Source organism: Lysinibacillus sp. EB271-A1-10B, from assembly GCF_058791335.1.
In genome coordinates, this window is the sequence record NZ_JBYTDL010000001.1 from 134307 (window position 1) to 148737 (window position 14431).

13 protein-coding genes are annotated in these 14431 nt (G+C 38.3%); all 13 read right to left on the minus strand.

Annotated features, from left to right (window positions below; all coding sequences use genetic code 11):
• Nucleotides 1-444: 444 nt before the first annotated feature.
• The 13 genes from AC3WSK_RS00680 to AC3WSK_RS00740 all read right to left on the minus strand — a co-directional run bounded on the left by AC3WSK_RS00680 (nucleotide 445) and on the right by AC3WSK_RS00740 (nucleotide 14425).
• Nucleotides 445-1533 carry a BMP family lipoprotein gene (locus AC3WSK_RS00680; RefSeq protein WP_079560517.1) on the minus strand — a complete coding sequence of 363 codons (1089 nt, stop codon included), beginning with the start codon at nucleotides 1531-1533 and terminating at the stop codon, nucleotides 445-447.
• A 52-nt stretch (nucleotides 1534-1585) separates the two neighbouring features.
• The gene (locus tag AC3WSK_RS00685) at nucleotides 1586-2314 is read right to left on the minus strand and encodes a GntR family transcriptional regulator (protein ID WP_079560516.1); all 729 of its coding nucleotides are present in this window, start codon (nucleotides 2312-2314) and stop codon (nucleotides 1586-1588) included.
• A 186-nt stretch (nucleotides 2315-2500) separates the two neighbouring features.
• A complete protein-coding gene (locus AC3WSK_RS00690) occupies nucleotides 2501-4789 on the minus strand; it encodes an FtsK/SpoIIIE family DNA translocase (RefSeq protein ID WP_427482607.1) in 2289 nt (762 codons plus the stop codon).
• 81 nt (nucleotides 4790-4870) lie between these two features.
• Entirely contained in the window at nucleotides 4871-5170 is a 300-nt protein-coding gene (locus AC3WSK_RS00695; RefSeq protein ID WP_492411435.1) for a hypothetical protein, read from the minus strand.
• A gap of 155 nt (nucleotides 5171-5325) precedes the next feature.
• Complete coding sequence (locus tag AC3WSK_RS00700; RefSeq protein WP_079560514.1) at nucleotides 5326-6993, minus strand: ribonuclease J; 1668 nt, start codon at nucleotides 6991-6993, stop codon at nucleotides 5326-5328.
• A 545-nt stretch (nucleotides 6994-7538) separates the two neighbouring features.
• Nucleotides 7539-8456: a 4-hydroxy-tetrahydrodipicolinate synthase gene (gene dapA, locus AC3WSK_RS00705; RefSeq protein WP_079560513.1), complete on the minus strand. Its 918-nt coding sequence runs from the start codon at nucleotides 8454-8456 to the stop codon at nucleotides 7539-7541.
• 13 nt (nucleotides 8457-8469) lie between these two features.
• Entirely contained in the window at nucleotides 8470-9507 is a 1038-nt protein-coding gene (locus AC3WSK_RS00710) for an aspartate-semialdehyde dehydrogenase (RefSeq protein ID WP_079560512.1), read from the minus strand.
• Between the two features lie 85 nt (nucleotides 9508-9592).
• The gene (locus AC3WSK_RS00715) at nucleotides 9593-10183 is read right to left on the minus strand and encodes a dipicolinate synthase subunit B (protein ID WP_079560511.1); all 591 of its coding nucleotides are present in this window, start codon (nucleotides 10181-10183) and stop codon (nucleotides 9593-9595) included.
• The gene (locus tag AC3WSK_RS00720) at nucleotides 10177-10956 is read right to left on the minus strand and encodes a dipicolinate synthase (RefSeq protein WP_079560510.1); all 780 of its coding nucleotides are present in this window, start codon (nucleotides 10954-10956) and stop codon (nucleotides 10177-10179) included. The genes AC3WSK_RS00715 and AC3WSK_RS00720 overlap by 7 nt, the downstream gene beginning before the upstream one ends.
• A gap of 9 nt (nucleotides 10957-10965) precedes the next feature.
• Nucleotides 10966-11229, minus strand: coding sequence for a YlmC/YmxH family sporulation protein (locus AC3WSK_RS00725; RefSeq protein WP_053594254.1), 264 nt, complete (start codon nucleotides 11227-11229; stop codon nucleotides 10966-10968).
• A 915-nt stretch (nucleotides 11230-12144) separates the two neighbouring features.
• Nucleotides 12145-12639, minus strand: coding sequence for a HugZ family pyridoxamine 5'-phosphate oxidase (locus AC3WSK_RS00730; RefSeq protein ID WP_492411439.1), 495 nt, complete (start codon nucleotides 12637-12639; stop codon nucleotides 12145-12147).
• 11 nt (nucleotides 12640-12650) lie between these two features.
• Complete coding sequence (locus tag AC3WSK_RS00735) at nucleotides 12651-13433, minus strand: ABC transporter ATP-binding protein (RefSeq protein WP_492411441.1); 783 nt, start codon at nucleotides 13431-13433, stop codon at nucleotides 12651-12653.
• Entirely contained in the window at nucleotides 13433-14425 is a 993-nt protein-coding gene (locus AC3WSK_RS00740; RefSeq protein ID WP_079560507.1) for a FecCD family ABC transporter permease, read from the minus strand. Before AC3WSK_RS00740 ends, AC3WSK_RS00735 begins: the two co-directional genes overlap by 1 nt.
• Nucleotides 14426-14431 lie beyond the last annotated feature (6 nt).

Here is a 14431-nt window from a genome sequence, read left to right on the forward strand (position 1 = left end):
CTGTCGCAAAGTTGCACTGCACTTTCGCACATGAAACATTGTTGCATCGCTTAAAACTAATCTAAATACTTGACATAATCCCTGTTGCTCAGCGTTTATCACATCGCACAACAATGAATTCTGTCAGAGATTAACTCTTCGTTCATTGGGCATTATGCACCCAATCCACAAAAAATCCATGCCTATCTTGTCCCACTAATAGAGGTAGATAGTCTTCTAAATGAAGATAAATTAATACAGGAAAGGTCATCGTTAGAAACCTTTCTTCTATTAACTTGTTACCATCATTACTATTCTTACGATAAGCTCATATAAAATTCTACCTCTACGGTAATGACCAGTATAGTTAAATAGAATATTACGAATAGTCAAAATATAACGATAGATTGAAAAATCATCATAAGGGCCTTCATAAAAAGTCCCTTATGATGATCAAAAGGTGAATTATTTTTTCACTTTTTCTGGAACTTTAATTTCACCCTTAGCAATTTTTTCTTTATATTCTTCAATAACCTTTAGTACATCTTCTGGGATTGCGCCACGAGAATCCGCAAGCTTCACGCCGTCTTCAGCTAAACCATAAGTAAGCGTTTTGCCACCTGGGAATTCACCTTTTTTCGCTTTATTAGAAATATCTACAACTGCTGTATTTACACCTTTTAACATAGAAGTTAAAGTAACATTTGTTTTACCGTCTACTTTACCTTCTTCATATTGGTCAGCGTCTACTCCGATTACCCAAATGTTTGCATTAGGATCTTTTTTCTTACGTTCTTTTGCCTCTGAGAATACACCGTTACCAGTTGCACCAGCTGCGTGGAAAATTACATCTACACCTGAAGAGTACATGCTGTTTGCAGTAACTTTACCAAGGTCAGCTTTATCGAATGCAGCAGTATATTTTGATGTGATTTCGATATCTGGATTTACAGCTTTTGCACCTTCAAAAAATCCAGCTTCGAAGCGGTTGATAACTGGAATATCTACGCCACCTACGAAACCGATTTTACCTGATTTAGACATTTTCGCAGCAGCTACACCTGCTAAGAAAGCACCTTCTTGCTCTTTGAACAATACTGATACTACATTGTCCGCTTTTACTTCAGCGTCAATGATTGCGAAATGGTTATCTGGATTTTCTTCAGCGATTGCAGTAATAGAATCTTCCATCATGAAACCAATACCATAGATTAAGTTAAAGTCACGACGTAATAACGCATTTAAATTTGAATCATAGTCTGCATCTGATTTTGATTGTAAGTAGTCGAAGCCGCCATCACCTTTTTTTAGGCCATGTTCTTTACCGAATTCTTGAACACCTTCCCAAGCAGATTGGTTGAATGATTTATCATCAACTCCACCTACGTCAGTTACCATTGCTACTGAGAAGGCACCTTCTTGGTTGCTTTCGCCTGGTGAAGCGTTTTCATTTTCTTTATTAGTTTTTTCTTCCTCTTTCGTACCACATGCACCTAAGATTGCACTTGCAGCTAAAACTGATGATAATACTAAACCAAATTTACGTTTTTTCATTTGATTAACCCCCCAAAGGTATTGTAATTAGCAGGAAAAAATTAGAAATGTTCTACACCCGTTTACGAACTACATGGAAGCTGAATTTATCAGCTCGGAAATAATTTTTTGAATACAACACTACTTGATCATGATCATCGTAATGTAACTGCTTTAATACTAAAAGAGCTGTTTCACGTCCGCAATTTAAAATCGGCGAAGCTTGCTCATGATACCCAATAGGATCAATATATGTCACAGCATAGGCAACATGAATTTTACCGGATTGTTCAAGTGCAGAGAAAAGTGAAACTTCTTTTTTTTCTACAAAGTCAGTTGGCAGGAAGCTTGCTGGTAATCTGTCTATGCAGTAAACTACCGGCTCACCATCCGCTGTTCTGACACGTTCAATTGTGAGTATTTTATCCTCGCCATCACACTGGAAGCGTTTTAAATCTTCTTCAGCAGGTATGCTTTCCGTCGCCTTTAAAAAGCGGGAACCGGGTTCCATACCCGCTGCCTCGATCATGGAAGAAATGCTCGATAAATGCTCGATACCTGATGTAAACAACGGCTTAGGGTTTACAAATGTGCCCACCCCATGTCGACGCACAATCACATTCTCCTCTTCCAACAGTCGGAGCGCTTCTCTAAGAGTTGCTCGACTGACTCCTAGTGATTTCGATAATTCAAACTCTGAAGGCAGTTTTTCATTTTCTTTAAAAACGCCTTTTTCAATGTCAGACTTTAAACGATCAATTACTTGAAGATAGAGATGACGATGATCTGCTTTAATAGTCACATATATCACCACCAAAATCAGAGATCAGACATCTGATGTACAACATTCCTACTAATCGTTCATAAATATAACATTTTTATAGACCGAAAGCAATTACACATAATGTAATTGCTTTCGAATTTTTAAATGAATTTGGGCCTACTCAATGTATACAACATTGTTCAATTTTTTAACGTTATTTTGGCACTAATTATCGTATTGATGAATGAGCACTTGTCGAGGTTTACTACCCTCCGAAGGCCCGACAATACCACGTTGTTCCATTTGATCGACGATACGAGCAGCTCTCGAATAACCGATACGGAAACGGCGTTGCAACATCGAAACAGAGGCCGTCTGCATACTAACAACTAACTGTACAGCCTCATCAAATAATTCATCCGTTTCTTCTAAAATTGTCTCTTCATCGGTCGGAATCATTTCCTCCTGATATTGTGCCTTTTGCTGTTCTATAACAAAGTTAACAACTGACTCAACTTCCTGATCTGATAAAAAAGCACCTTGCACACGTTTTGGTTTAGATGCACCCGCTGGTAAAAACAGCATATCTCCTCGACCGAGTAAACGCTCGGCTCCACCCATATCTAAAATCGTTCTAGAATCGATTGCAGATGACACTGCAAAGGCAATGCGCGAAGGAATATTTGCTTTAATAACACCTGTCAACACATCTACACTTGGTCGTTGAGTTGCAATTATTAAATGAATCCCAGCTGCACGTGCCATTTGTGCTAAACGTGTAATAGAATCCTCTACATCACTTGAGGCAACCATCATTAAGTCCGCTAACTCGTCTACAATTACTACAATATATGGTAATTTAGGGTGTTTCTCATCTGTTTGCTCATTAACTTTTTGTACATGACTATTGTAACCTTCGATATTACGGGTACCTGTATGAGAAAATAGATCGTAGCGGCGTTCCATTTCCGCCACAACTTTCTTCAGCGCCTGAGACGCTTTACGTGCATCCGTAACAACTGGTGCCAGTAGATGTGGAATACCGTTATAAACATTTAACTCCACCATTTTCGGGTCAATCATCATCAGCTTAACCTCATGTGGTTTTGTACGCATTAGGATTGATACGACAATACCATTTATACACACACTTTTCCCACTACCCGTCGAACCCGCAACAAGTAAATGTGGCATTTTATTGAGCTCAGCAAGTACTGCTTGTCCAGTAATATCACGACCAAATGCAACTTGCAATAATGCTTCTGGCTTTACGCCGTCCTTAGACTCTAACACTTCTCGGAGTGTAACAATAGCTACCTCACTATTTGGTACTTCAATGCCAATCGCTGACTTCCCAGGAATAGGTGCTTCCATACGTATATCCTTCGCAGCAAGTGCTAAGGCAAGGTCATCCTGTAAATTTACAATTTTACTTACTTTCACACCTACATCTGGTAATATTTCGTACTTTGTTACAGCTGGACCTAAATGTACCTGTGTAACTTTTGCTTTTACCCCAAAGCTTTGCAACGTTTGCTCTAGCTTTTTCGCATTTGCCTGTATGACAGAATATTCGCCACTTTGGTCATGTTGTGGTGGTAATTGTAATAAATTATAAGACGGAAGTTGGTAGTCTGCATTTTCCACAGCATCTGCTCCTTCAATATGAACATCATCAACCATCTCACCATGTTCAATGTCTTCATTTTCGGCCATTGCAAATGACTCTCGTTCATGAGACACATTTTGAGTAAAAGCAGAGATGATTGGTTCATGAGAAATCTCTTCTTCCTCTTGTACTTCTGGCTCCTGATCAACGGCCGCAATGTCATCCTTGCTTTCTACTTTTGAACGGCGATTAGTAGGTTTTTTCGGCATATTCTTTTTCTTATCACGATGCTTCTTCTGCCATTTGCCAAAAAGGTCGGGCATTTTTTTCGCTAAATATGGAACAAGGGCCTTTCCTGTTACTAATATTAATCCGATAAAGAAAATAACCCATGCAACGACTTTCGCACCTGCCGCCTCAAATAAAACATGTAGAGCACTAAATAACAGTGCACCCACCATTCCGCCGCCAAGTGCATTACTTCGATTGATGATACCCTCAGAATTAATTAAAATTCGCCAAGATTCTCGCAAAACAGAGTCTGATAATAATCCACCAGATTTTGATAATTGTTCAAACAAAATGCCATGACTAAAAATTGTTAAACTCATAACAATTAGGAGCATACCTAATATGACACGATCATAAATGCTTATTTTTTTCCGCCCAATCATCAGTAACACCGCAACAAAAATAAGCATAAACGGCACAGCAAAATGTAAATTTCCAAAAAGAAACATCGCAATTGTTTGTAGAACTCGGCCAATCATGCCATATTCAAAAATCATAATAACCGCAAACGCAATTAAGATAAGACCTAAAATTTCATACATAAGCGGATGCATTTCTTTTTTCTCTGTCGTCGCTTTTCCTTTCGTGACTTTTCTTTTTTTACTAGTCGCCATCTATTTCACCTTCTTTTGCAATCCATTCTTTAATATGTAGCAAATAATAACATGTAGAACTTGATTATTCCAAAAAAATCATCACCATATCGTGGTGTTGATTTCCGTTCCGGTTGGGCGCTTTGCCGCTGCCGCTTCGCTTTCGCGCAGATAAAACTTTGCCGCTGCCGCTTCGCTTTCGCGCAGGTAAAACATTTGCCGCTGCCGCTTCGCTTTCGCGCAGGTAAAACATTTGCCGCTGCCGCTTCGCTTTCGCGCAGGTAAAACATTTGCCGCTGCCGCTTCGCTTTCGCTACAGATAAAACATTCGATGTTGGTCACGAAGGCGTTATCACAGGATGTGATGATTTTAGCCTTCGTTCCTCTATTACTGATTCCCAAGGAGTCGCCCAGCCTTAACGAAGATCAACTTATTACACATGGCATATAATACAATAAATGCGATATCTAACTTTCCGTATTGAGGCAAAAAAGGATTTTCCACCGTTTACATTCGGTTAGAAAATCCTTTTTCAATCAACGATGATCTTTCATTTTTAATATTCCATAATGATTGGGATAATCATTGGGCGGCGCTTCGTTTTTTGGAATAAATACGTATTCAGTGTATCTCGAATTTCTTGTTTAATGTTTGTCCATTCAAATGTATCTTTACCAACGTATTTTTCAATAACATTTTTAGCAATATCAGAAGCTTCCACCATTAATTCTTCTGATTCGCGTACATATACGAAACCACGCGATAAAATTTCTGGACCAGATGCGATTTTCTTTTGAGCACGGTTTAATGTAACGACAACAATGAAAATACCATCCTGCGATAATAATTTACGATCGCGAAGTACTATGTTCCCTACATCACCTACACCGATACCGTCTATTAAAACATTACCTGCTTGTACACGGCCACTCATTCGCATTTTACCATTTTTATATTCTACAATATCCCCTTTATCGGCGATAAAAATTTGTGATTTTTGCATACCTAGCTGTTGAGCAAGCTTAGAGTGAGCAATAAGCATGCGGTACTCACCTTGCACAGGGATAAAGTACTTTGGTTGCATTAAGTTTAACATTAACTTTAAATCTTCTTGGCTACCGTGACCCGATACATGTACATTTTTGCTAGATGTGAGAATTTCAGCACCTGCTTTTGCGATCGAGTTCATCGTATTAGCCATCTGCACTTCCATACCAGGAGACGGTGTAAATGTAATTAATACTGTATCATTCTTTTTAATTTTAATGTCTCGGTGATGTTTGCGGACAATTTTCTCTAATGCATCAAGTGGCTCCCCTTTATTACCTGTAGCGATAATAATAATCTCATCATCTTGATACTTTTGCATTTCCGAGATAGGGATAATTGTATCTTCTTCTACTGTTAAGTAACCTAGATGTGCACCTAAATCCACAGCTTTTTCTAAAGGTTTTCCTACAATAACTATTTTACGGAACGACTTTTGAGCTTGTGTCAACACTTGCTGTATACGAATAAAATTCGATGCATAAACAGCAACTAAAATACGACCTGGTGCTGAATGGAATGTTTTTGATAATTGCTCTTCAATCACAATCTCAGATGTCGTGTAACCTGGTCGCTCAGCTTCACTCGACTCAGATAACAGCATAAATACGCCTTCTTCTCCTAGCTGAGCCATTTTTGCTAAATCAGGCTTAAATTTACCTGTCGCGGATTGATCGAATTTAAACTCACCTGTATGAACAATTGCTCCTTCAGATGTATGGAACACTACCCCTAACGAATCGGGAATACTATGTGTTGTATGGAAGAATGTCACATACGTTGAGTTAAAATTCATACGACTACGGTTCGTAACCTCAAAGAATTTCACCTGATGTGGTGCAGGCAATTCCTTTAAATGTTCCTTTGCAAGTGCAATTGTTAATTTTGATCCGTACACTGGCGCTTTCACTTTTTGTAATACATAAGCAATTGAGCCAATTGCATCTTCATGACCATGTGTTAAGAAAATTCCTTTCACACGCTCTTTATTTTCTTCTAAATACGTAATATCTGGAATTACGATATCAATGCCCAGCATTTCGTCTTCTGGGAACATCAATCCGCTATCCACTACAAATAGCTCTTCGTCAATTTCTACTACGTACATTGCTTTCCCAATTTCGCCAACGCCACCAAGTGGGATGATGCGAATTAATTCATTTTTCTTTTTCGTCAATTTATTTCCTCCTAAAAAATATCCCGAACAGCAACCACTTAAGATTTATTATAAGGTTTGCAAAGCTTTTGCACAAATTAAAAATGCATCTTTCATGATAGAAACAGAAATTTATTGCTAATTTTATTTCTAATAGATGGAAAGTAGGAGGAGGATGTAGCATCGTGAAAGGTTTAATTTTATAAAAAAAAAGCGAAGCGAGCTTTTGGAGATTGGGATATAGTGCCGATATAAGCCATTTTCAGTAATGTTTTTTCTTGCACGTAAGCTATTTCAACTTCCATATAAATAAATCGATGATTAAAAGATACAAAAACAATTGACTATAAAAATAGATCCAAATACCTTGATAGATTCCGGATTCTTACCTGAGAGAATATCAGTCATCCTTGAGCAGTTATCCTCATTAGGGCGAATACTCTATATTTTTTTGGGAAAGTGTCTCACCCTTCTACGAAAGTTCCAAAAGAAAAAGACCGTAAACAAACTAAAAATTTCGAGTTTGTCTACGGTCTGAGGATTTACTATTTAGCTTGAATTACAAATTAACTAAAGGTACTTATTTCTCTAAAGCTTCTCGCCTTTTCTTGATACGTATCCCAAATTCGGTCAAAGTTTGCTTTTTCTTCATCTGTCATTTCCATCATTGGTAAACGAACATTAAGTGTATCAAAGCCTAATTTGGTCATCGCGTATTTTACTGGCGATGGGTTTGGCTGTGCGAACAACGCACGTACAAGTGGTAATAATGCTCGGTGAATTTTGGCTGCTAGCTCGTGATTTCCTTCTTCAAACGCTTTAATCATTAATTGCATATCATTCCCTACAACATGGGCAGCAACTGAAATAATTCCTGCTCCGCCGATTGCTAGTAGTGGGAGTGTTAAACCATCATCCCCACTATACACTAAGAAATTATCATCTGAATCAACATTCTCAATAATATCGCCCATTTGATCTAAATTGCCACTCGCTTCCTTTATCCAGGCAATATTAGAAATTTTACTTAAAGCAACAGAAGTTTCATAGGCAACATTGACGCCTGTACGTCCTGGCACGTTATAAAGCATGACAGGTAAACTTGTTTCTTTTGCAATTGTTTCAAAATGCGCAAAAATACCGCGTTGATTTGGCTTATTATAATATGGTGCTACAAGCATGATACCATCTGCGCCATTTTCTTCAGCCTTGTGCGTCATTGCTATAGAGTAAGCCGTTTCGTTATCTCCTGTACCTGCAATAACCGGTACACGACCTGCCACTTTCTCTACGGTAAAGCGTACAACTTCAATTTTTTCTTCTGTGGACATAGTTGGGTTTTCAGAGGTTGTGCCACATGCGACAATACAATCTGTACCATTATCAATCAAATGATTAATAATACGTTCTAGTTCTGGATAATTAATCGTGCCATCTTCTTTGAACGGCGTAATCATCGCCGTTCCAATTCGACCTAAATTCATCCTTACACCCCTCTTATAGTAAGTTATCCTCTAGCATTGCTTCAGCAATTTGAATAGAGTTTAATGCAGCGCCTTTCAAAAGATTGTCAGAAACGATCCATAAGTGGAATCCTTTTTTATTGTCTAAATCTTGACGGATACGCCCTACAAAAGTAGCGTCTTCCCCTTCTGCATAAATAGGCATTGGGTAAGTTTGTGTTGCGATATCATCTTGTAATACGACACCAGGCGCATTGCGTAATACTTCAAAGATTTCCTGTACTGTTGCTTCTTTTTCTACTTCAAGATAAACAGATTCAGAGTGTCCTGAAACGACTGGCACACGAACGCAAGTTGCGGCTACTTTTAGCTCTGGTGCATGCATAATTTTCTTCGTTTCATTAATCATTTTCATTTCTTCGTATGTAAAGCCATTGTCTGTAAATTTATCAATTTGTGGAATGACATTACGAGCGATTGGATAATGACGTTTGTCGCTACCAGAAGGTAAAATATTTGCTTCTACATCCTTACCTGCATCCCAATTTGCACTTTGTGCCTTTAATTCCTGAATAGCAGAAACACCTGCACCTGAAACTGCTTGATATGTTGATACGATAATTTTTGTTAAGCCAAATGCTTGACGAATAGGTTCAAGTGCAGCCATCATTTGAATCGTAGAGCAGTTTGGATTTGCAATAATCCCTTTGTGCTTAGCAAGATCACCTCGATTTACTTCTGGAACAACTAATGGTACGTCTGGATCCATGCGGAAATGGCTCGTGTTATCGATCACTACTGCACCGCGTTTTGCCGCTTCTGGTGCTAGCACTGCTGATACCGAACCACCAGCTGAGAATAAAGCGACATTGACGCCTTCAAAAGCTTCAGGTGTCGCTTCTTCAATTGTATATGTCTTTCCATTAAATTCGATTGGTTTTCCTGCTGAACGTGCCGAAGCTAAAAACTTAATATCTCCAATTGGAAACTCCCGTTTAATTAGTTGTTCCATCATTTTTGTGCCTACTGCCCCTGTTGCTCCAACTACAGCAACTGTTAACTGCTTTGTCATCTGTCATCAACTCTCCTTGAATACAAGTTACATAATGTGTGCTATTGTATCACAAAAATACTGAAAATTGTGTGTAATTTACGAATTATTTTAAATATTGTACCAACAGTGGCTGTAATTGCTTTTTCTCCGTAATCGCTTCATAAACAGTCGCGACCATTTGATCAAAATCAGCAATCAAGGAATTTGGTTTTGAATGTGGCGCGTCCTGCCCAAATGGAATAAAATAAATGTTTTTAGCATTTAACAGCCTCATTATATTTATACCATTTAAGCCAAGCGCATCATTCGTTGATATACCTAGAACAACAGGTGAACCGTTACGCAATGTTGCCTTCGCAGCCATCAATACCGGACTATCTGTTGCTGCATTTGCAAATTTACTAATACTATTTCCAGTCATTGGGGCTATAACCATCGCATCCAATGGATTGGATGGTCCAAATGGTTCTGCCTCTTTAATAGAAGAAACAACCTTTTCTCCAGTTAATTCCTCTATTTTGGCAATCCACTCCTCCCCAGTACCAAAACGCGTAGCTGCATGTAAAACGGAGTGTGTAATGATTGGAACAACTGTTGCTCCTGCATCTATAAAGTTTTGGATTTTAGGTACTACGTCCGCATACGTACAGTGGGAGGCTGTAATCCCTAAACCAATTCGTTTCCCCGTTAGCAATTTTCTTCCTCCTCTATTGCCTTGCACAATATTGTCGCTGCATTATGTGCAAAGTATTTCCCAGGTAATGACGGCAATAGCACGTACGTTTGTAATTGTTCAACGTCTATATCTAAACAGCCAGGCTCTGAAGCCAAATCATATAGTACAACCGGGACATGTTCTTGGAATGATTCAGTAATCCACTTAGCAGGAATCGTATTGACAAAAATCCCATCATTAATTGACCATTGACGATCATCTAAATCCGTAGCTTTATAACCATATGCCTTTGCTTCACTCACTTGTACAACTGAACGCGCTACTATATGGACATTAGCGCCCATCTTGACGAGTAAAGAAGCGAGCATTTTGGCTGTGCGCCCAAATCCTGCGATAGTAAAGTTTTGTCCGTAAATACATTTTTGCTCGAGTCCGTAAAACGTGGCGATAAATCCCTCCGCTGTTAATCTTGCATTTTGCCAAATAAATGATTCTTGTTGTAAATAGCAATTTGTTTCATTTTTCTCAAGCAATTGCTTCCAATGCATCGTTAAACGCCCTGTATAAAACTTAACTTGAGATATGCCATAAAGCTGTTCCACTTCAATTTTTAGTGGAAGTATAGGAAGAATAATTCTATTTGGTTGGAATTCTAATACAAGCTTATTCAACTCTTCATTCCAAACTGATGTTCTTTTATAAAATACTGTTCTCGATGGGCTTCTTAGCATGGTAGCTAATTCCTTTAACCTTAGATCCTCACCGATAACAAGCCATTTTTCATTTTCCAAAAGCTCACCTCACTGTAAAAATTCTGACTGTACTGTCGTTGTTTTGTTAAATAAAATTCGATCTTCGCCAATTAGTATAATTTCGTGCCAAGGTATCATTTCACTTACTTTCACTTTCTTTTTTTGAAATGGCAATTTATCTTTCACAATCTCAAAACCATGAATCTTTCCTGTTTGCACATCTAATAGACATTCCGTATGTGCCAATATGCCAAAGTGTACGCCACCCTCAACTTGAATTAACTCTTTATCCACCATCTCTGATAGTAGCATGCCTCATCTCCCTCCTTGAACCGTTACCCCAATATATGCCGAGTTTTTGCAATTCGTGACCCTTACCCAAAGTCTGAAATGTGCATTTTACTAGCACATCTACAAATAGTGTATATATACAAATTTGTGACGTGAGGAATTTGTGCAAACTTAATTTAATTTATCGAAACGATAACTGGAAAAGGAAGCTTTGTTACAGAAAGAAATCAAGATTTTCTACGCGAGGAATTATTGCGTCATTTTTAAGAGTATATGCAGTAAACGGTTAGAACGGTCTTAACTGCTGGGCTAACAAAAGAGGAAGTATAGGAGTTAGTTATGAATACTATTGAACTTCATACTTTACTTAAAAGCATGAATGGTTTTCTCTTAATGATGTAAGTGTTTTTCAGTACTGAGGCTACCATTGGTTTTACTGAACCGGGGAGTCGACTACGATATTTTCCCAAAAATAATAGTGCGAAATTTTGCTATTCGACAAGGATGTTGTCGAACATGAATTACCGATAAAAAACGACATCGGTGTAGTTTTTGACGATTTACATATACTTGAAACGCTCAATACGACATAACTCGACAAGACTATGGAAAAAGGTTTTAAAATATTGGATAGTGATTGGCGCTATTTAAAGGAAGTAATGAGGAAGTAAGCAAAATATCAGAGGCACTAGTTCATAACAATAAAGCATACAATGAGAAGCCTTCGATTCTTCTTTGTTCAGTTTTATATCCATCATCTAGACGAGGCGAAGCGGACGCGTCATTTTCGAATGATAACAGCCATCTTCATTATTTTGATTCCTACAATCATGAGTATAATCATTAGTATTTCTATTTTATTTCAAAGCCTTACTTTATATTTAGCAAGAGAAGTTTTTTAATGAATAAAAAAATAGGTTGCCGAAAAATGGCGACCTATTTTTTATCAATTACTACATGGACTAACGTATCATTCGCTATATCAATTGTAAATGCCTTACCGAAGCCTACCACGTAGCGACCTTCCAATGGTGTGAGCTCAAATAGTGAGAAATCAAGTGTACGTAACAGCTCCATCATTTTAGCATTAAACAATTTATTGAATGCTGCAAATACGTCCTCATATCCTTCGTTCCCTAAATTCTTTGGTGTACATTGCCAACGTGCCCGTTCTGCTGCAAATGGATTTGGTGTTACTGCCTCATCTGCCACGCAAAGTACATCTACAAATTGAGCCTGCTCCATGAGTTGGAAATGCTCTGCGATACGACTAATATAGACGTAAAATTTACCATTCAAACGCACAAATGGAGTAGTGCTACTAAAAGGTTTCCCTTCTCCATCCACTAGACTTAACACACAACTTTTCTTTCCTTGAATAAATGTTTCATAGCCCTGTTTTACTTGCTCAATATCCATTTCTTTTTGCATCTTACTTCCTCCTATGCCTTGACAGTACTTTTTAATTGAATCCGTGGAGCACTATCCCATGATACATATTGAATTTCTGCATCCATTCGGTATATTTGCTGAATCATCTGTTCGGTCATTACCTCTTCAGGCGTGCCAACATGAGCGCGTTGACCATCCTTTACAACTACGATTTTATCACTATAGCTAGATGCTTGATTTAAATCATGGAGCACCATCACAACCGTCATCCCCATTTCATGATTAAGCTCTCTCACTAATTCTAGAACTTCATGCTGATGTGCGATATCTAAGTATGTCGTTGGCTCATCCAACAATAAAATTTGTGGCCGCTGCGCTAAAGCCATCGCTATCCAAGCTCGCTGTGATTCACCACCCGATAAAGCTGCAATAGGCTTTTCTCTGTAATGTGTGAGATGTGTTTTCTCAAGAGCCCAATCAATAATACCCTCATCCTCTGCATTTAAACGCTCAAACCACTTTTTATGTGGATATCGTCCGTATGCCACTAGGTTTTTAACAGATATATCAGTTGGAGCCTGATTTTTTTGACTCAACATACACATTTTTCTTGCTATGTCTTTGGACGAGAGTCGACGGATATTTTCGCCATCAAAGATAATTGTTCCTTCATTATAAGGCTGCATACGAGCAATAGCTTTTAAAATAGTAGATTTTCCAGAGCCATTAGGTCCAATAATGGATAGGACCTCACCTTTTACAACTTCAAAAGAAAAATTATGGACAACTTCCTTTTGTTCATAGCGGACAGATAGCTGTTCAATTTTTAACATTAAAACGCCTTCTTTCGCATTAAATATAAGAAGTAAGGTCCACCAATGACTGACATTAGAATGCCCGCTGGAATATCGAGTGGCGCAAACAATGTTCGTCCACCAGTATCAGCAATAAGTAACACAATAGCCCCCATCGCCATACTCATTGGTAGTAAATATTTATAGTCTGAGCCTACAAGCATTCGAGCCATATGCGGTACGATTAAACCAATAAAGCCAATCATTCCTACTGCTGCTACCGAGATTGCCGCTAAAAATACAGCCAAAATAGATAACATAATACGAATACGAGTTACATTTTCCCCTAAATTTACTGCTACTTGATCTCCTAAACGTATAATATTTGCCTTGCGTATCGCAAAAATAGATATGATCCAACCTATTATTGCGTACAAATAAATCATTTGCAGTGACGCATTTCCCTTGGCCGCTAAACTACCATTCATCCATTGCACCGCTGATGGTAGTCGATCACTATAAAGAATCGATAAAAATCCAATAACCCCACCGCACAGTGCATTTACTGCAACTCCTGACAAAATAATAGTGATTGGTGTAATGCCTGTTCGTCGCCAGGCCAGTGCATAAATTATAGTTGCGGCAATTAAGCCACCAATAAAAGCTGCGGCTGGGATAAAGTGAGTGAATTCTGGATTTGCTAATAAAATGATTAAAACAAATGCCGCTGCTCCACTTGTAACACCCGTCAACCCTGGATCAGCTAGTGGATTTCCCATTACGGCCTGCAATAATGCACCTGAGATTGCAATATTAGCTCCAACTATTAGTGCTAATAAAACACGTGGTAAACGAATATCCCAAATAATTGTAGTATATACGCCAGCATTATCACGTCCATTGGCAATTGTTGTTAAAATATCTGGGATTGCAATTTTCACACTCCCTAGCCCTATCGCAACAATAGCTGCTACCATTGTTAACACAAAGGTCATGATAATAATTATTCGACTTCTTGTAGTACTAATCATAGGAAT

Excerpts from the sequence above, each read along its gene's own strand:
- AC3WSK_RS00710 (WP_079560512.1), bottom strand. The coding sequence starts at position 9,507 with ATGACAAAGCAGTTAACAGTTGCTGTAGTTGGAGCAACAGGGGCAGTA.
- AC3WSK_RS00690 (WP_427482607.1), bottom strand. The coding sequence starts at position 4,789 with ATGGCGACTAGTAAAAAAAGAAAAGTCACGAAAGGAAAAGCGACGACA.
- AC3WSK_RS00725 (WP_053594254.1), bottom strand. The coding sequence starts at position 11,229 with ATGCTACTATCAGAGATGGTGGATAAAGAGTTAATTCAAGTTGAGGGT.
- AC3WSK_RS00740 (WP_079560507.1), bottom strand. The coding sequence starts at position 14,425 with ATGATTAGTACTACAAGAAGTCGAATAATTATTATCATGACCTTTGTG.
- AC3WSK_RS00730 (WP_492411439.1), bottom strand. The coding sequence starts at position 12,639 with ATGCAAAAAGAAATGGATATTGAGCAAGTAAAACAGGGCTATGAAACA.
- AC3WSK_RS00680 (WP_079560517.1), bottom strand. The coding sequence starts at position 1,533 with ATGAAAAAACGTAAATTTGGTTTAGTATTATCATCAGTTTTAGCTGCA.
- dapA (WP_079560513.1), bottom strand. The coding sequence starts at position 8,456 with ATGAATTTAGGTCGAATTGGAACGGCGATGATTACGCCGTTCAAAGAA.
- AC3WSK_RS00735 (WP_492411441.1), bottom strand. The coding sequence starts at position 13,433 with ATGTTAAAAATTGAACAGCTATCTGTCCGCTATGAACAAAAGGAAGTT.